Raw genomic sequence first — 17,785 nt, 5'->3', positions numbered from 1 at the left:
GTACTACGGACTGACTACAGAATCAAGGCTATGAGAAAACACTACCTGCTTTATCTGCTGCTGACCCTGCTGCTGGCCGGGCCCGCCGCGGGTTCGGCCCAGGCTCAGTCGGGGCCCTATGGCAACGAGTGGATTGTGCCCGGTCAGCAGTACTACAAGATCAAGGTGCTGCGCGACGGGCTTTACCACCTCGACTACCAGTACCTGACCCGGGCCGGCATCAGCGGGGTGAACCCCCGGCAGTTCCAGCTGTGGCGCCGGGGCCGGGAAGTGGCTATCTACGTGGGGGGCAACGCGGCGACGCTTGATGCCACCACCTACCTGGAATTCTACGGGCAGCGCAACGACGGCAAGCTGGACCGGGGCTTCTACAAAGACCCCGCCGGCCAGCCCCACGACCTGTACAGCTATTCCACCGACACGGCCGCCTACTTCCTGACCTGGTCGACGGCCCGGCAGGGCAAGGCCATGGCCAGCTCCAACCTGACTGGCTCGGGTGCGCCCCAGGCCTACCGGATTCAATCCACGCTGAGTTTGCAGATCGACCAGTATTCTAACGTCGGAGACGACAACGGCCTGGTGTACCAGCCCTGGCTGGAAACCGGCGAAGGATTCATGTCCGGCATTGCTTCCGGCGGCTTTGTATTCCCATACGCCCCGGCGTCGGGCATGTACCCGGATAGCTCCGCTACGGTCCGCAACCTATCGGCGGTGGGGCCCCAGCCGAAGCTCGAAGTGCTGCTGGTCGGCTCCTCACCGGTCAACCACGTGGCCGACGTCTGGATCGAACAGCCCCGCGCGGATGGCAGCTTTGGCGGCACCATGCGCCTGCTGGGTACCGTCCGCTTCTCGGGCTTCAACAAGGCCCGGCAGGTATTCAATATTCTCCGTTCCGATATTATTCCCGCCTCCGGGCAAGTGCGCGTCCGGTTTACGGCCAACAACACCGTGCCTCCACCCACACCGGACCGGTTCCGGGTGGGTTATTTCCGGGTTATCTACCCGCAGACGAGCCGTTGGTTTTCCCGCTGGAACGAGGTTAGCTTCCGCAACGACTCCACGTTGTCGTCGGGTCCGGCTTACTACCTGCTCGACAGCATCCCGGCTACGGTGCGGGGCTTTGACATCACCGACCCGTACAACGTGAGCCGGGTGGAAGGCACGGCCGTCGGTACCCGGCAGCGGGCCTTTGTATTTCCGGCCGCGACGGGTCGCACCCGGCATCTTTTGCTGGCCGACGTGGCCCGCCCCCGCAAGCCGGCCTTTGCGGCCGAGCGGATCCGGTTCCGCACGATCAGCCCGGCTGCGCATAATTTTATTATCGTTTCCAGTGAGGTGCTGATGCGCCCGGCCGGGGCCGTGGCCAACCCCGTGCGGGCCTATGCCGACTACCGCGCTTCGGCCGTTGGAGGTGGGCACGATACGCTGGTGGTGACCAGCCGGCAGCTGTATAATCAGTTTTTCTACGGAGAGGAGTCGCCCCTGGCGGTGCGCCAGTTTGGCCTGTTTATGGCGGCCAATGCCCGCCCCAAGTATCTGCTGCTGCTGGGCCGTGGTGTTTACCTGGGCGGAGAGGGGTACAACGATGGAACCGTGGTCGGCTTTCCCCGTCACATCGGCCACTTGATTGCTACCAAGAACCTGGTGCCCACCAGCTCCCGGGCTGCTTCCGACGTCTTCTTCACCTCCGACTGGCAGAATAACAGCTACGTAGCCCGGATGGCAACCGGACGGGTGTCGGCTCAGACCCCGCAGCAGGTGGTCAACTACCTCGAAAAGCTCAAGGAGCACGAGCGGCCCCGCGCACCGGAAGCCTGGCGTAAGCATGCCGTCCACATGGCCGGCGGGCACGACCAGGGAGACTTTACCCAGTTTCAGGGCTTCTTGAACCGCTACAAGCGGAAGCTGGAAAGCCGACCCTTTGGCGGAAGAGTAGTCCGGGAGGTATTTCGTACCACCACCGGCGCACTCCCGGTTGGCGTGTCCATCACGGCCGAGCTGAACGCCGGCCTGGCGCTGGTTACCTACTTTGGGCACGGTTCCAGCACTACGTTCGACCTGAACCTGCCGGACATCAACAACCCCGCCAGCGGCTACAACCAGCAAGGCAAGTACCCGGTGATGATGTACAACGGCTGCGGCGCCGGCGCCGCCTTCCTGCCCCAGGCTACTGCTTTTTCGGAAGACTGGACGCTGGCCCAGGGCAAAGGAGCCGTTGGATTTCTGGCCGAGTCGAGCTTTGGCTTTGAAAGCTACCTGGACGTGAAGCAGGACCTGATGTATAAGCTGCTGTTCAACGACCCGGTGTGGTATGGCAAGCCTATTGCGGCCGTGCAGAACGAGGTCAACCGCCAGCTGCAGACCATGCCGCTCTTTACCACCAACATTGGCATTGCCCAGCTGATGAACACCATCTGGCAGGGCGACCCGGCGCTGGCGCTGTACTCGCCGCCCCGCCCTGACTTCGCTACCGACGACAGCCGCCTGCAGATTATTTCGGCCAATCCCCCGGCCCCGGTGCAGGCTTCCTCGCGCAGCTTTATCCTCAAGATCGGGATGAGCAACCTGGCGAAGGTAACCACCGACTCCGTGGAGATTTCGGTGACCCGCCGCTACAACCTGACGTCCGGCTCCCGCCCCGACACCATCATGATCAAGCGGTTCCGCCAGAGCCTGCGCGACACTATCTACGACTTTGAAATCGTGAACCGCGGCAACGTGTTTGGCCGCAACCGCTTCACTGTCAAGCTCGACTACCGCAACCGGGTAGCCGAAGAGTCGGAAACCAACAACGAGGCTACCATCGAGTACAACTTTCTGCAGGGGGGCGTAACGCCGCTCAGCCCGCCGGAGTTTGCCATCCTGCCCTCCAACACCGTGCGGCTCGTGGCCCAGACCAACATCGTCGGCGTGCAGGCCCGCAGCTTCGATATGGAGCTCGATACCATTCCGACCTTCCGCAGTGCGGCCCCGATCAAGCAGACGACGACTACAACCGGGGCTTTGCTCGCCAGCTGGCGCCCCACGCTGCCCGCCCTGAGCGGACGCGACAGCATCGTGTGGTACTGGCGCGTGCGCCTGCAGAACGCTCAGGCGGGGGAAGATACCGGCTGGGCAGTCAGCTCGTTCCGGGTGATTCGCAACAGCCCCGGCGGCTGGTCGCAAAGCCACTACGGGCAGTTCCGCCGCGACGACCGACGCCGCATTGACGTGGCGGCACCTTCGGGCAAGTGGGACTTCAACGACCTCTCGCAGAGCATCACCCTCCGGACCCAGGGCCGGGCGGCCGGGGCACCGGCTTCCTTCCAGCTGAGCTACGGCATCCAGACCGGGGGCAGCGCACCCTACGTGGCCAACTGCGACTCGGTAGCCAACGGCGTGAACGGGGGCAGCAACGTGATGGTGGTGGTCTTCAACGGCCAGACCCTGGCGCCGGTGCGCAACGTATCCGGCGGGCCCTACGACCTGTGCGGCCGGGCCCCGTCGCAGTTCTACAGCTTCTACCGCTCGGCTACCGACAACATCAACACGGCCAGCGGCCAGGCCCGCCTGCTGACGTTCCTGAACAACGTGCCTGCCGGCAGCATCGTGGCGGTGGTATCGGTGAACCGGGTAAACTTCTCCTCGTTCCCGGCCGCGCTGAAATCGGCCTTTACAGGCTTGGGCTCGAACCTGATCAACACGCTGCAGGACGGGGACCCGTTTGCCTTTATCGGGCAGAAAGGCCCCAGCGCGCGCCCTGTGCAGGAACTGAGCTTCAGCGCCGGCAGCAGCGTGCCGCGCACCGAGCAGGTCATTACCCTGAACGGCTTCCTGCGCACCCGCGGGGCCAGCGGCTTTGTCGCCTCCACCCGTATTGGGCCGGCGGTGAGCTGGAACGCCCTGCACAACACTATCCGCACCGAGCCTTCCGACTCCTACACGCTGCGGCTGGTGGGCATCGACTCGAGCAACGTGCGCACGGTGCTGAACCCGAACGTGACGGTGCGCACCCTGCCTCTGAACGGCTTCTCGGCCCGCACGTATCCTTACATGCAGCTGGAGCTGGTGATGCGCGATACGCTGAACCGCACCGCGCCCCAGCTTAAGCAGTGGCTCGTGACCTACACCGGCGTACCGGAAGGCGTAGTCCGGCGCGACCTGGCACCCGCCGGGACGTATGATGCGGCCCCGCTTACTGCCGCCGCCGGCGGGGGCTTCATTACCGTTCCCGTGTTCTTCGAGAATGTGTCGCACCTGAACTTCCTCAACCCGCTGGTGGCCCGCGTTACGGTCCGCAGCGGTGCCGTTACCCGCCGGAAGGACTTCTTCTACAACCGCGTGCTCCGGCCCGACTCGGTGGCCAGGTTCAACGTCAACATGGACGTGCGGGGCCTGACCGGAGCTTTGGTGACCGAAGTGGACGTAAACCCCCGCCTGCAGCCCGAGCTCAACTACTTCAACAACCAGCTGCTGCTACCGACTCTCACCGTAGTGGACCGCAACGTGCCGCCGGTGCTCGACGTGGCCTTCGACGGCAAGCATATCCTGAACGGGGAAATTGTGTCGCCGGCTCCTATTATCACGGTGCTGCTGCAGGACGAGGACCGGCTGCGCCCCATGAAGCGGGAAGCCAACAACTTCGACATCTTCCTGACCCGGCCCGGCTCCTCCACGCCGGAGCAGATCAGCATGAGCAGCGGGCTGATTACTTTCCAGGCCGACTCGGCAAAAGGCACCGCGCGCATCGAGTTTCAGCCCGGCAAGCTCAAGTCGCTGGATGACGGCGTCTACAAGCTGGAAGTGCAGGGCCGGGACGTGTCGGGCACAGCAGCGGCGACGGAGCTGTATAGCATCACGTTCCAGGTTATCAACAACTCGACCATCACCAACGTGTACCCGTACCCGAACCCGATTACCAGCAAGGCCCGGTTCGTGTTTACGCTCACCGGTCGGGAGTTGCCCCGGGATATGAAGATTCAGATCATCACGCTCACCGGCAAAGTGGTGCGGGAGATTGACATCACCGACATCGGGCAGCTGCGCATCGGCAGCAACATCACCGAGTATGCCTGGGACGGCACCGACCAGTTCGGCGACCGGCTGGCCAACGGCACCTACCTCTACCGGGTGGTGCTCGACAACCCCGACCAGTTCGAGAACCGCAAGGCCGCGCCCACCGAAAAGGCCTTTAAGAAGGACTGGGGAAAGCTCGTTTTGATCCGGTAATTGCCGGTTGAAAGCATAGTGCCTGCAAAGAGGTGGCCCGGTGGGTCACCTCTTTGTATTTGCTAGCTTCGCAGCTCTATGCCCGAGCTCTCCCCACCCGGCCACCCGGTTTCCCTTGCGGCTCCATCGGCTGCCCCGGCACCCTCGCCCCATAACCTGGCCTATCTCGACGGGCTGCGCGGCCTGGCAGCCTGTCAGGTGGTAGCGCACCACTACCTGGTGGCGTTCTACCCCGCTTTGCTTACCGCCGACCCGTACGTCAGCCACCTGGGCGGAGCGGAAGTTGTCATTGCCGGCAGTCCGCTTAACGTGCTGTACAGCGGCAACTTTGCGGTGTGCCTGTTCTTCGTGCTGAGCGGACTGGTGCTGAGCGAGCAGTTTTTCCGGACCCGAGCCGTGACCGTGCTACACTCGTACGCCGCCCGGCGGTACGTGCGCCTGCTGGTGCCCATCGCCTTTTCGGTTTTGCTGGCCGTCGTTATCTGGGTGGCGGGCGGCTTCCAGAACCAGGCCGTGGCGGCGCTGACCCGGGCCTCCTGGCTGGGGCAGGTGTGGCACGACCAGCCCCTGGTGCCGGCTGAAGTACCCGCCGACCTGGCCTTCGACATTCTGCTGAGCGGGGAAGCCCGCTACAACCCCGTACTCTGGACGATGTCGCTGGAGCTGTACGGGTCGCTGCTGGTGTTTGGCCTGCTGGCTGTGGTAGCACCCAGCCGGTACCGGTTCTGGCTGTACGGGGTGCTGACCGTGGGCCTGGCAGCGTCGGAGCTGAGCTTGTTTTACCTGGCGTTCGTGGCCGGCGTGGTCCTCAACGATGCCCGCCACTCTGGGCCGGGCTGGCTCGCCGGATTCCGCCACGGGGCCTGGCCATTGGCCGTTCTGCTGGTGGGGCTGCTGCTGGGCTCGTACCCCACCGCCGACTTCGTGGATGTCGACCAAAGTCTCTACCGGCTGCTTTCTCCTGCCTGGCTCGCGCACGAAACGGTGATCCTGCTGACCCATATGGCCGGTGCCGCGCTGGTTATTGCAGGCGTGCTGGGTTCGGGTGGGCTGCAGCGGGTGCTGTCGTCACGCCCCCTGCGCTGGCTCGGGGCCATTTCGTTTTCGCTTTACCTGCTGCATTTCCTGGTGCTGGGCTCCCTGTCGTCGGCGCTGTTTCTGGCACTGCAGCCCCGCCTGGGCTACCACGCTGCCTTCGGGGTGATGCTGCTGGCTTCGGGGCCGGTGCTGCTGGCCGCGGCCTACGCCATGTACCGGCTGGTCGACCTGCCGGGTATGCGGCTGTCGAAGTGGCTGTACGCGCGGTTTCTGCAGCCGGAGCTTACGCGCCCGCCACGGTAGTCGGGTTGAACACGTCGGGCAGGCGGCGGCGCAGCTTCACGAAGCTGAAGGCGTAGGCGTGCTTGTCGTCGGCCTCGTGCCGCTCCCGGCTTTCCTCCCGCCACTCGGTGCGCGGCAGCTCCGGGAAGGTGGTGTCGCCCTCGAACTCGTGGTGCACTTCAGTTAGGAACACCGTGTCGGTGAGGGGCAGGGACTGGCGGTAGATTTCACCTCCGCCGATGACGTACACGTCCTCGTCCAGCTCCTGGGCGCGGCGGATGGCTTCCTGCACCGAGCCGGCCACCTCGCAACCCTCTGCCCGCCAGTCTTCCTGCCGGGTCACGACGAGGTTGGTGCGGTTGGGCAGGGGGCGGCCAATCGCCTCGTACGTGCGGCGCCCCATGACGATCGGGTGGCCCAGGGTTATCTGCTTGAAGTGCTTGAGGTCGGCCGGCAGGTGCCAGATAAGCTGGTTGTCGCGCCCGATTACGCCGTTGTCAGCGGCGGCTACTACCATAGCAATCATAGGGAAAAGTTTTTAAGCTGATAGCCTTAGGCTGATAGCAGTTCGCTTGTTCGGGGTATTACGTGCCGGCGCCCGGGTTGTAGCTTACGCCTGCGTAGTCAGGCTGGCCGCGTTGAAGCCGCGCAGGAAGTCGGCTACCGGCATCCGCTTCTTGCCTTCGAGCTGCACGTCGAGCAGGTCAAGCTGGCCTTCGCAGGCAGCCAGGCGCAGGTAGGTGCGGCCATCGGTTAGCCAGGAGCCGGGCCGGGCGGCGGTTTCGGGAAGGGCTTTGGCCCGGAAGACCTTTAGCGTACGGCCGTCGGGCAGCTGGGTGAAGGCCGTGGGAAAAGGAGAGAGGCCCCGCACGAGGTTGGCCAGCCGGGTAGCCGACTGCGCCACGTCGAGGCGGCCGGTTTCCTTTTGCAGCTTGGGCGCCGGGCGCAGCTCCGCGGAGTTCACCTGCGGGATGCTGGGCGCGGTGCCCGCCGCAATGGCCTGCACCGAGCGCAAGGCCAGGGCAGCCCCGGTCTGGCGCAGCTTTTCGTAGAGCGAGCCGAAGTCGTCGTCCTCATCAATGGGCACCACGTCCTGGAAGATCAGGTCGCCGGTGTCGATTTCGTGGCGCAGGAAAAAGGAGGTGACGCCGGTCTGGGTTTCCCCATGGATCAGGGCCCAGTTGATGGGGGCCGCACCCCGGTACTGGGGCAGCAGGGAGGCGTGGATGTTGATGGAGCCCAGCCGCGGCATGTTCCAGACGGCTTCGGGCAGCATCCGGAAGGCTACCACCACCTGCAGGTCGGCCGCGTAGGCCCGCAACTCGGCCTGAAACTCCGGTGACTTCAGGTTGGTGGGCTGCAGCACCGGCAGCCCGTACGCCACCGCCGCTTTCTTCACCGCCGACTCGTGGAGCTGCTGCCCCCGCCCGGCGGGCTTGTCGGGCGCGGTCAGCACGGCTACGACTTCGCAACCCGGCCACTGCACCAGCGCGTCGAGGGTGGCCACGGCAAACTCGGGCGTGCCCATGAAAATGATTCGGAGAGGAGAAGGCTCAGGCATAGGAGGGGAAGTGACGCGGCAAAAGTAGGCAGCGCCGGCTTTATCCGGCCGGCAAGGGCCCACGCCGACACTCCGGCCAGATGAGGGGGCGTCGAAGTCAGCGCCGAGGACAAGAAAGGCTTGCCGGCCCGGATGGTTTGCTTACCACCCGGACCGGCAAGCCCTCAGGTTGTGAAACGCCGGCCCTAGAGCGTCGCCAGGTCGATGACGAAGCGGTAGCGCACGTCGCCTTTCACCATGCGCTCGTAGGCGGCGGCAATATCCTTGATGTCGATAAGCTCGATATCGGAGACGATGTTGTGTTCGGCGCAGAAGTCCAGCATTTCCTGGGTTTCGGCAATGCCACCGATGGTGGAGCCGGCCACGCTCTTGCGGCCCGGAATCAGCGAAAAGGCCGCGACTTCCATCGGCTTGGGCGGGGCGCCGACCAGGATGTGGGTGCCGCTGGTTTTGAGCAGGGAGAGGTAGAGGTTCATGTCGTGGTCGGCCGACACCGTATCCAGGATAAAGTCGAACGAGCCTTTCACGGCACTCACCTGCGCCTCGTCGGATGTTACCACGAAGTGGTGGGCCCCGAGGGCTTTGGCGTCGGCTTCCTTGGAGGCCGAGGTGCTGAGCACGGTAACTTCGGCTCCGAAGGCCACGCCGAACTTCACGCCCATGTGGCCCAGGCCACCCAGCCCCACAACGGCCAGCTTGTGGCCCCGGCCCACTTTCCAGTAGCGCAGGGGCGAGTAGGTCGTGATGCCCGCGCAGAGCAGCGGGGCCACGGCGGCCAGGTCGAGTTTATCGGATACGCTCACCACGAACTCCTCGCGCACCACAATGGTGTTGGAGTAGCCCCCGTAGGTTGGCGCGCCGTCGCGGCCGAGGCTGTTGTAGGTCTGGGTATTGCCTTCCACGCAGTACTGCTCCAGCCCTTCCTTGCAGTTCTCGCACACCTGGCAGGAGTCGACCATGCAGCCCACGCCCGCGAGCTGGCCCACGGTAAACTTTTTCACGTGGTCACCGACCTTCACGATGCGGCCCACGATTTCGTGGCCCGGTACCATCGGGAAGATGCCCGGAAACCATTCGTTGCGGATCTGGTGCAGGTCGGAGTGACAAACCCCGCAGAAGAAAATTTCAATCTGCACATCGTGGGCCCCCACCTCGCGGCGCTCAAAGGTCCAGGGAGCAGGGTCGGTAGTCGGGTTCGGGGCGGCGTAGCCTTTCGCTTGGATCATAGTTGTTGGCTGAAACAGGTTGGTACCGGCAAAAGTAGGCGCCGGCTGACGGCATTCACGAAAATCTTTCCCCTTCGTTGCCTGCCGCAGCCGGCAGCTTACGCGGGCCCCAGCAGCACGCGGAAGGTGGCGCCTTCACCAACCTGGCTGTCGACCTCGATGCTGCCCCCGGCGGCCTGCACAATGCGGTTGACTAGGTAGAGGCCCACGCCCGTGCCGGCGGTATGGGAATGAAGGCGGCGGAACAAGTGGAACAGCTCGGTGCCGTACTTGGCGCCGTCAAAGCCCAGCCCGTTGTCGCGTACCGTGAGTACGGACCACCCATCCTCTACCGTCGCCGACACGTGAATGCGGGCCGGGCGGTTGGGGTCGGCGTACTTCAGGGAGTTGCCCAGCAGGTTGTGCAGCACGGTCCGCAGGTTGGCGCGGGCAAAGGAAACCCGAGGGCAAAGAGTAAAGTCGGTCGTAACCTGGGCCCGGGCCGCGCGAATCTGAGGCTCCAGGGCGCTGAGCACGTCCACCGTCAGATCGTCGAGCGACACCAGCTCCGTGGGTGATGCGCTCAGCTGCTGGGCCTGACCCAGGGTCGCCAGGTCGTCGATGGTCACGCTGAGCTGGTGCAAAGAATCCTCGATCAGGGGCACCAGCAGCTGCTCTTCGGCCGGGTCGGCAAAGGTGGCCCCGCGGCGCAGCTCATTGAAGAGGCCGGCCAGGTTGTTGACCGGCTGCTTCAGGTCGTGCGAGGCGGCGTAGACGAAGTTGTCGAGGTCCTGGTTAGTGCGCGTGAGCTGCTGATTGGAGAGGCCCAGCTCGGCATTCGAGGTGCGCAGCTGCTCGTTGAGGGCGTGCAGCTGCTGGCGGGCCCGGACCTGCTCGCCTACCTCCGTGGCAACGGCCGCGACCGAGGTAATCAGGCCCTGGGCGTCGCGCAGCGGCTGGTATACGAAGTTGAGGTAGACCCGCTCCAGCTGTCCGTTCCGCTGGAGCAGCGCCGCTACTTCCTGGGCCACGAAGGCCTCACCGGTGGCTACGACCTGATCAAGCAGCTCTTTGAAGCCCTGGTCCCGCGCTTCCGGCAAGGCCTCAAAGAGGGGCTTGCCTATTACCTCATCCCGGTTGCGCCCCCAGACTTCAGCCATCCGGGCGTTGGCTACCTGAATCTGGTAGTCCGCGCCTTGCAGGATGGCAACCGCAACCGGGGCCTGCTCAAAAAGGGACTGAAGCTGGAGCTGTTGGGCGGCGGCTTCGCGCCGGGCAAGCACCTGCTCGGTTACATCGAAGGCAAATATGGAAACCCCGGCCGGCACACCCTGCTCCCGGTACGCCTGGTAGGTAAAGGTAAAGTAGGCTTCCGGCAGCAGCGTCCCGTCGGGGGCGTGCACCTGCAGGGGCATCTCGGCCCCGAAGAAGGGCTCACCGGTCTCGTACACACGGTCCAGCAGATCCACGAAGCCGAATTCAATGGTTTCGGGCAACGCCTCCGTCATGGGGCGCCCCAGCAGCTCACGCCCCGGGAACAGCTGCTGATAGCCAGGATTTACGTAGTCGAACCGGTGCTCGGGGCCGCGCAGAATTGCAATGCTGGCCGGGGTTCCCTCGAATACCTGATAGAAGTTTTCCCGCTGGGCAGCCATCTGCTCGGCCGCGGCCAGGGCCTGGGCCTGCGCGGCGGCGGCCAGCTGCCGGCTCACCACCTTGTCGGTGGTATCAACCACGAAGGCCAGAATACCCTGGGTGGCGCCCGCCTTATCGGTCAGGGGCTGGTAGATAAAGTCGATGTACCGCTCCCGGTGCTGGCCGCTGGCTTTGTCGTAAAGCTGGATGGGCATCTCGACCCCGCTATACGGCGTTCCGGTGGCGTATACCTGATCGAGCAGGCCGATGAAGCCCTGCGGCACCACTTCCGGTATCACCTGGGCTACGGTCATCCTGAGCTTGGCTCGCCCGCCCGTGAGTGCTGCGTAGGGGGCGTTGAAAAAGCTGTACTCGTGGTTCGGGCCGCTGAGGGTTGCCAGCGCCGCCGGTACCTGCCCCAGAATCTGCTGCAGGGTGCGCTGCTGAACCTGAAGCAAATCACCTTGCAGCCGGGCCTGCCGCAGCGCTTTTTCCAGAGCCCGCGTCCGCTCGCCCACGTGGGCTTCGAGCCGCTGGTTAAGGTCGCGCAGCACCTGCTCGGTGCGCAGCAGCTCATGGTTGGTGGCGTAAATCTCCTCACTGGCCGCCTGCAGCTCCTCGTTCAGGATGTTGGCCTGCCGCTCCTGCTCTTCAGCCGACCGACGGGCTTGAACCTGCTCCGTGATGTCGTAGCCGAAAAACAGAACGCCCTCAATCCGGTTGTCGGCATCCCGGGTGGCCTGGTAGATAAAGTTAAAGTATCCCGCTTCCAGCTGGCCGGAGTTGGTGCGGTCGATGTTGACCAGCATCTCATTGCCAAAGTAGGTTTCTCCGGTCTGGTATACCTGGTCAAGCAGCACGAAGAAGCCCTGTTTGACCAGCTCCGGAACGGCCTCACGGTAGGGCTTTCCAATCATCTCCCGGTTGCCAAACAGCCGGAGGAACCCCTGATTAGCCAGCTCGACGACGTGGGTAGGCCCCTTCAGGCTGACAATCAGAGCCGGTGCCTGGGTAAACAGATTCTGGAGGCGGTTCCGCTGGGCCTGAACCTCGGCCAGAGCCGTTTCTTCCCGGGTGTGGCTGGCCTGGAGCTGGGCCTCATCCCGAACCTGGGCCGTCACTTCGACGGCCACGTGCAGGATGCTGGTTACCTGTCCCTGCTCACCGAGAATCGGCAGGTTGCGGACCTGCCAGTGGCGCTCTACAAACCCGCCGGGCCGATCCGGGTCCGGAACGTCGTAATGCTGCCGGGCCATTTCGTGGGGCTGCCCGGTTGCCAGCACCTGGTTGAGCGACGCCCGCAGGTTGGCCTCTGCGCGGGCCTCCGGCGCCTCGGGGTTGTCGGGAAACGCATCGAACATGTACTTCCCGAGCAGCGTTTCCCGGCGCGTGAGCGTAGCAGCCAGATACGCGTCGCTGGCTGCCTCAATCGTCAGAGTGGGGGTGAGCAGCAGGTATGCGTCCGGAAGGGCGTTGAAAACGGAAAGCAGGTCAGACGTGGCGGGCATGAAGAAAACGAAGCGAGACGCAGATGCAACCGGTGCGCCGACCGGCCACGCCCATCGGAGTATTTGCTGAAGCCACTAGGATACTGTAATCGGTCCTCTAATACGGACAAGCGGACGGAATAGCTGAACCAGGTTGCGGCCAGGGCAACAACGGTTTCTGCCGGCTTCAACCCCTTGGCGGCCTGCCGCTCACGAAATGCCCGTCGGGCAGAAAGAGGAGTTGCTCCGGCTCCGTCGCCGGCTTCACCTGCAGGCAAGGCGCCCGGCTACCTGTCCTGCCTCAGGGCTTCTTCGCCAGCAGCGCCTGTCCGGTGGTGGTTACGTCTTCAGCCGCATTGGCGAAGATGACCACGCCCAGCGGATGTTACCGGTCAAGCCCGACAACCAAGCGGCCCCGCCGGAATGATGCCAGTACAGGTGAGTAAGGTGCTGGACGAGGCGCCACCCCAGCCCGGTGGTGTTAGCAGCGCTGAAACATTTCCGGATGAGGCAGCGGAAGGGCATTGGCTAGGCGACTGCGAAACGTCCCCGGCTGGCCCTGGGTGTAGCGGCTCATGTCGTTCAGCGTCGATTTCAGCGCCCTGAAGCCCAGCAGGGCAGGTAAGTTTCAAACTCTGGCGGCCTCACCTTGGGCAATGTAGCCCCGGGCCCGGCGCGCCTGGCCGGCTTACTTTTCCGGGTAGAGCAGGTACTTCTGCCGCAGCACCTTGTACTGGCCCAGGGCCGGCTCCCAGCTCTGGCGGATTTCCTGCTCGCTTTTGCCGGCAATAATCTGCTGGCGCAGCGCGGCGGTACCGGCCAGGCGCTCGAACCCTTTGTTGAAGAAGTTGGCCTTGTCGGTGCTCTGCTGGTAGAAGTCGATAAGGTACTTCAGCGTGAAGCCGATGTCGCCGGCGTCCTTCAGGTTGAGGCCGTAGCAGCGCTTGCCATTCTGCGGGGGCGTGGGCGAGCCGGGGTTGGGTGCGGGCGTAAAGCTGAAAGGGCGGGTGGTGGGCTGCGTGGGTGCCCCGATTACCTCGAAAGGCGTGTTCGTGCCTCGTCCCACACTCACATCGGTACCTTCGAACAGGCAGAGGGCCGGGTACAGGATGACGGAGTGCGCCGTGGGCAGGTTGGGGGACGGCCGCTCGGGCAGCGTGTAGCGGGTGGCGTGGGTGTAGCCGGCCACCGGCACCACCGTGAGCCGGCACTGCTTGCCGCCCGCCAGCCACTTCTCGCCGTTGATCATCTGCGCCAGCTCGCCTACCGTCAGGCCGTGGACTACCGGAATCGGGTGCATGCCCACGAAGGTCTTGAACTGGGGCTCCAGTACCGGGCCGTCCACGTACCAGCCGTTGGGGTTGGGGCGGTCCAGCACAATTACTTCCTTGTTCTGCTCGGCGGCAGCCTCCATCACGTAGTGCATCGTGCTGATAAAGGTGTAGAAGCGCGCGCCTACGTCCTGAATGTCGAAGATCAGCACGTCCACGTCCTTGAGCATCTCGGGCGTGGGCTTCTTGGTGGCCCCGTACAAGCTCAGGGCCGGCAGGCCGCTGCGCTCATCCCGGCCATTCTTGATCGTGGCCCCATCAGCGGCCTCGCCGCGGAAGCCATGCTCGGGGCCGAAAATCACCTTCACGTTGACGCCCCGCGCCAGCAGGGTATCCACCAGAAAGGCCTTGCCAACCCGGGCTGTCTGGTTTACGACTACGCCCACGCGCTTGCCCTTAAGCTGGGGCAGGTAGCGGTCGAACTGGGCGGCGCCCATGCGCAGCGCGGCGTCGGGCGTGGGGGCGGCGGAAGGGGCCGGGGCGGTCGGAGAGGCGGCCGCCGGGGCTGAAGAAGACCGGGCAACGGGGGGGCGGGAGCAGTCAGCCAGCAACAGGGAGAGGCTTAGGAGGCTCGGCAGTAGGGAAATAGACATCCGCAAATGAAGGACTGGAAAACTGGGTGGGTTGGTGTAGCTTTACGGCAGTGAATGTCTCGAGGTACATATCCCAAAAAATCGAAGGAGCCGATACCGGCTCCTTTACCTCGTCGGTGACAAAAATAGCCATTATCAGCATTGCCATGGGCATTGCGGTAATGATTGTATCTTTTGCCATCCTCGAGGGCTTCCGCAACGAGATTCAAAGCAAGATCTTCTCGTTCGGTGCCCACCTGCAGATCAGCAAGTACGACACCAACAACTCCCTGGAGGTGGAACCCATAGGCGGACCCCGGCTGGAAAAGGAGCTGCGCCGGTTTCCGCAGGTAAAGTACACGCAGCCCTTTGCCCGCAAGACGGCCATCATCAAAACCACCGAGGAGGTGATGGGCGTGGTGCTGAAGGGCATCGACGAGCACGGCGGCCTTTCCCCGATGCGCGAAAACCTGGTGGCCGGCAAGTTTCTCACCTTCAACGACACGGCCGCCAGCACCGACGTGCTGCTCAGCCGCAAGATTGCCAACAAGCTCCGCCTCAAGGTGGGCGACGACGCGCTGTTCTACTTTATCCAGAATCCGCCCCGGGTGCGCAAGTTCCGGGTGCAGGGCATCTACCAGACCGGCCTCGACGAGTTCGACGAGGTGTACATTATCGGCGACATCCGCCAGATCCGGGAGCTGAACGCCTGGCCCGACTCCCTGGTGGGTGGCATGGAAGTAGTGCTGCGCGACTTCAAGCAGCTGGACCGCACCTCCGATAACATCTACGAGAACCTGCGCTACGACCTGAAGCTCGATAAAATCACCGACCAGTACGCCCAGCTGTTCGACTGGCTGCAGCTGCTCAACCGCAACGTGGTCATCTTTCTGATCCTGATCATCTTCGTGGCAACCTTTAACATGGTGGCGACCATCTTCATCATGATCCTGGAGCGGGTGAACATGATTGGGGTACTCAAGGCCGTGGGTGCCACCGACAACCAGATCCGCAGCATGTTCTTTTTCCGGGGTTTGTCACTCACCATCCGGGGCATGATCTACGGCAACCTGATCGGGCTGGGCTTCTGCGCCATCCAGTACTTTTTTCACCCCATCCCGCTCGACCCCGAGAACTACTACATGGACCGGGTACCGATTTACTGGGACCCCACCATCATCGTGATTCTCAACCTGGCTACTTTCCTCACGTCCCTGCTGGCCGTGCTGGTGCCCACCTACATGGTGTCGCGCATCAACCCCGTGGTGGCTATCAAGTTCGACTAGCAAACCGAAGCAAAAAAGCAGCAGGGCCGCCAGATGTGATTCTGGCGGCCCTGCTGCTTTTTAGGATCTTAGTCCAGGCAGGGGTACTGCAGAATCAGGTTGGGGTCGGGGCAGAGGGCGGCCCACTGCTCCCGCTCTTCCGGCAGGGCCACGCCGGGAAAGTCGCCGGAGCGGCCCTGTAGGTCGGCCATAACCTGAAAGTGAAGGTGGGGCGGCCAGTCGCCGTTTTCGGGAAATGGCCCTACCGTCGCAAATGCCTGCCCTTTGGCCAACTCCTGACCGGGCGTGAGGTCGGCCAGCTCTTTGCGCGACAAATGGCCGTAGAGCGTGTAAAACCAGGTGCCCTCCAACTCATGCTCCAGAATTACGGTAGGGCCGTAGTCGCCGAAGCCCACGTTGTCCTGCCGGCTGTGTACGCGGGCGGGCAGGGGCGCCAGCACCGGCACGCCCGCCGGCAGCCACACGTCCACGCCCAGGTGCAGGGAGCGGGCCGGCACCACCGGGTCGCCGAACAGGCCCGGACTGCGGCGGTAGATGACGCGGTTTTCGAGGTAGCCGCCCACGCCCACGGTGGCCTGCCGGGCTGAAAGCAGCTGCTCAATCAGCATCTCAAACTGGGGTGTGTCGCGCAGGTCGGCCTGGGCCACCACGGGGTTACCGGCCGTCAGGTCGAGCCGGGTCATGGTGGCGGGGTTCAGGTCGGCGGCCAGTACGGGGCCGAATTCCGCCTGGTGGCGGCGGAGGAGAAAAGAAAGATTCATGGCAGCAGGAAAAGCCGGGGCGAAAGCAAAACAAAATCGGCCGGATAAGGTACCCCTATTCAGAAGCTGCAAGCTACTACCAGTTGCTACATTTGTCCCGGATGAAGGCAGTAACGGCTTACCTTTGTAGCTTCGCCGCCTGATTTGGGCTTCCGGCCCTTTTACCGTTTCCCTTTGCTTACATGAGCAGTCCTTACCTTACGCTTACCGTCGCGGAGCTAACCCATGAAACATCCGACGCCGTTACGATTCATCTGGAGCGGCCCGACCGCCAGCCCGTTGCCTCGGAGCCGGGGCAGTTTCTGACCCTGATCCTGCCCTGCGGACCCAACGGCAAAAAGGAGCGCCGGGCGTATTCGCTTAGCAGCACGCCCCACGAGGCGCCCCGCCTGTCGGTGACGGTGAAGCGGGTGCACGGCGGCCTGGTGAGCAACTACCTGCTCGACACCGTGCAGGTCGGCCAGCAGATTGAGGTGATGGCCCCCCTGGGCAACTTCACCCTGCAGACCTCGCCCAAGACGTCCCGCTCGGTGGTGCTGATTGGTGCCGGCAGCGGCGTGACGCCCCTGATGTCGATTCTTAAGGCCGTGCTGCACGACGAGCCCAACAGCCACGTGCTGCTCGTGTACGGCAACCGCAACGAGGAATCGGTGATTTTCCGGGAGCAGCTGGCTCAGCTCGAAGCCAGCTCCGGCGGCCGCCTGCAGGTGGCCCACGTGTACAGCCAGCCGACCAACCCGGCCGCCAGCGCCCACACCGGCCGCCTGAACCGGACCATGCTGCTGCGTATTCTGGAAACCCAGCACAGCTTCCCGGCCGACCAGGCCGAGTACTTCCTCTGCGGCCCCGAAGGCATGATGGCCGAGGCCCGCGCCGCTCTTGACCTGCTGGGCGTACCCGCCAACCGCATCCGCCGGGAAAGCTTCGTGGCCGCCGCCGAAACCATCGAGGCCGCGGCCAGCCAGCCCAACGGGCACGGCGACGTGTCGGCCACTGACTCCGACGCCATCGTGACCCAGACGGTGACGATTCAGTACGAAGGCACCGAGTACGAAGTGGTGGTGGAGCCGCACCAGACCATTCTGGAAGCGGCCCTCGACCTGGACATTGACCTGCCGTACTCCTGCCAGGCCGGCCTGTGCACGGCGTGCCGGGGCAAGTGCCTCTCGGGCAAAGTCCACCTCGACGAGCGGGAAGGCCTTTCCGACTCGGAGCTTAAGCAGGGCTACGTGCTGGTGTGCGTCAGCCACCCGCTGACCAGCGACGTGGTGCTTGAAATCGGCTAGGCGGGTTATGCCGCACCAGGTGGGGATAGGGGAGGCGGCAGCTTTTGCAGCCGGCAAGGCCACGCTTCTACGGTCCAGCTTTTATTTATAAACCTCGGCGCCGTTTTTCTGCGTACGCACCCTTTGAACTAAC

At 63.9% G+C, this 17,785-nt stretch carries 10 protein-coding genes; 4 read left to right on the top strand and 6 right to left on the bottom strand.

Annotation, left to right across the window (positions count from 1 at the left end; genetic code table 11):
- The first annotated feature begins 30 nt into the window (after window positions 1-30).
- Window positions 31-5,208 (top strand): putative type IX secretion system sortase PorU2, encoded by a 5,178-nt coding sequence (porU2, locus tag LJY25_RS09365; RefSeq protein WP_227608058.1) that lies wholly within the window; start codon window positions 31-33, stop codon window positions 5,206-5,208.
- Between the two features lie 78 nt (window positions 5,209-5,286).
- Window positions 5,287-6,549 (top strand): acyltransferase family protein, encoded by a 1,263-nt coding sequence (locus LJY25_RS09360; protein WP_227608057.1) that lies wholly within the window; start codon window positions 5,287-5,289, stop codon window positions 6,547-6,549.
- On the opposite strand, the gene LJY25_RS09355 is transcribed toward LJY25_RS09360, so the two are convergent.
- From LJY25_RS09355 to LJY25_RS09335, 5 genes are all read right to left on the bottom strand, one after another.
- Window positions 6,530-7,054, bottom strand: coding sequence for a dihydrofolate reductase (locus LJY25_RS09355; RefSeq protein ID WP_227608056.1), 525 nt, complete (start codon window positions 7,052-7,054; stop codon window positions 6,530-6,532). The genes LJY25_RS09360 and LJY25_RS09355 overlap by 20 nt on opposite strands.
- Before the next feature lie 84 nt (window positions 7,055-7,138).
- On the bottom strand, window positions 7,139-8,089 hold the full coding sequence (gene fmt / locus LJY25_RS09350) for a methionyl-tRNA formyltransferase (RefSeq protein ID WP_227608055.1): 951 nt from the start codon (window positions 8,087-8,089) through the stop codon (window positions 7,139-7,141).
- A 185-nt stretch (window positions 8,090-8,274) separates the two neighbouring features.
- Entirely contained in the window at window positions 8,275-9,315 is a 1,041-nt protein-coding gene (locus tag LJY25_RS09345; RefSeq protein WP_227608054.1) for an NAD(P)-dependent alcohol dehydrogenase, read from the bottom strand.
- A gap of 98 nt (window positions 9,316-9,413) precedes the next feature.
- Window positions 9,414-12,437 (bottom strand): PAS domain-containing sensor histidine kinase, encoded by a 3,024-nt coding sequence (locus tag LJY25_RS09340; RefSeq protein ID WP_227608053.1) that lies wholly within the window; start codon window positions 12,435-12,437, stop codon window positions 9,414-9,416.
- Window positions 12,438-13,104: 667 nt separating this feature from the next.
- Entirely contained in the window at window positions 13,105-14,340 is a 1,236-nt protein-coding gene (locus tag LJY25_RS09335; RefSeq protein ID WP_227608052.1) for an exo-beta-N-acetylmuramidase NamZ family protein, read from the bottom strand.
- Between the two features lie 116 nt (window positions 14,341-14,456).
- Here LJY25_RS09335 and LJY25_RS09330 point away from each other — a divergent pair, with 116 nt between their 5' ends.
- A complete protein-coding gene (locus LJY25_RS09330) occupies window positions 14,457-15,605 on the top strand; it encodes an ABC transporter permease (RefSeq protein WP_227608051.1) in 1,149 nt (382 codons plus the stop codon).
- Window positions 15,606-15,673: 68 nt separating this feature from the next.
- Here the strand turns inward: LJY25_RS09330 and LJY25_RS09325 are convergent, their stop codons facing one another.
- On the bottom strand, window positions 15,674-16,366 hold the full coding sequence (locus tag LJY25_RS09325) for a peptidoglycan DD-metalloendopeptidase family protein (protein WP_227608050.1): 693 nt from the start codon (window positions 16,364-16,366) through the stop codon (window positions 15,674-15,676).
- Between the two features lie 182 nt (window positions 16,367-16,548).
- Here LJY25_RS09325 and LJY25_RS09320 point away from each other — a divergent pair, with 182 nt between their 5' ends.
- A complete protein-coding gene (locus LJY25_RS09320) occupies window positions 16,549-17,652 on the top strand; it encodes a ferredoxin--NADP reductase (RefSeq protein WP_227608049.1) in 1,104 nt (367 codons plus the stop codon).
- Window positions 17,653-17,785: the final 133 nt, after the last annotated feature.

The organism is Hymenobacter translucens (genome assembly GCF_020685205.1).
Taxonomy (GTDB): domain Bacteria; phylum Bacteroidota; class Bacteroidia; order Cytophagales; family Hymenobacteraceae; genus Hymenobacter; species Hymenobacter translucens.
The sequence above is the reverse complement of the archived record's forward strand: the minus strand, read 5'-3'. Positions and strand labels throughout refer to the sequence as shown.

Coding starts and splice junctions, on each gene's coding strand:
- porU2 (WP_227608058.1), top strand. CDS start 31: ATGAGAAAACACTACCTGCTTTATCTGCTGCTGACCCTGCTGCTGGCC.
- LJY25_RS09360 (WP_227608057.1), top strand. CDS start 5,287: ATGCCCGAGCTCTCCCCACCCGGCCACCCGGTTTCCCTTGCGGCTCCA.
- LJY25_RS09355 (WP_227608056.1), bottom strand. CDS start 7,054: ATGATTGCTATGGTAGTAGCCGCCGCTGACAACGGCGTAATCGGGCGC.
- fmt (WP_227608055.1), bottom strand. CDS start 8,089: ATGCCTGAGCCTTCTCCTCTCCGAATCATTTTCATGGGCACGCCCGAG.
- LJY25_RS09345 (WP_227608054.1), bottom strand. CDS start 9,315: ATGATCCAAGCGAAAGGCTACGCCGCCCCGAACCCGACTACCGACCCT.
- LJY25_RS09340 (WP_227608053.1), bottom strand. CDS start 12,437: ATGCCCGCCACGTCTGACCTGCTTTCCGTTTTCAACGCCCTTCCGGAC.
- LJY25_RS09335 (WP_227608052.1), bottom strand. CDS start 14,340: ATGTCTATTTCCCTACTGCCGAGCCTCCTAAGCCTCTCCCTGTTGCTG.
- LJY25_RS09325 (WP_227608050.1), bottom strand. CDS start 16,366: ATGAATCTTTCTTTTCTCCTCCGCCGCCACCAGGCGGAATTCGGCCCC.
- LJY25_RS09320 (WP_227608049.1), top strand. CDS start 16,549: ATGAGCAGTCCTTACCTTACGCTTACCGTCGCGGAGCTAACCCATGAA.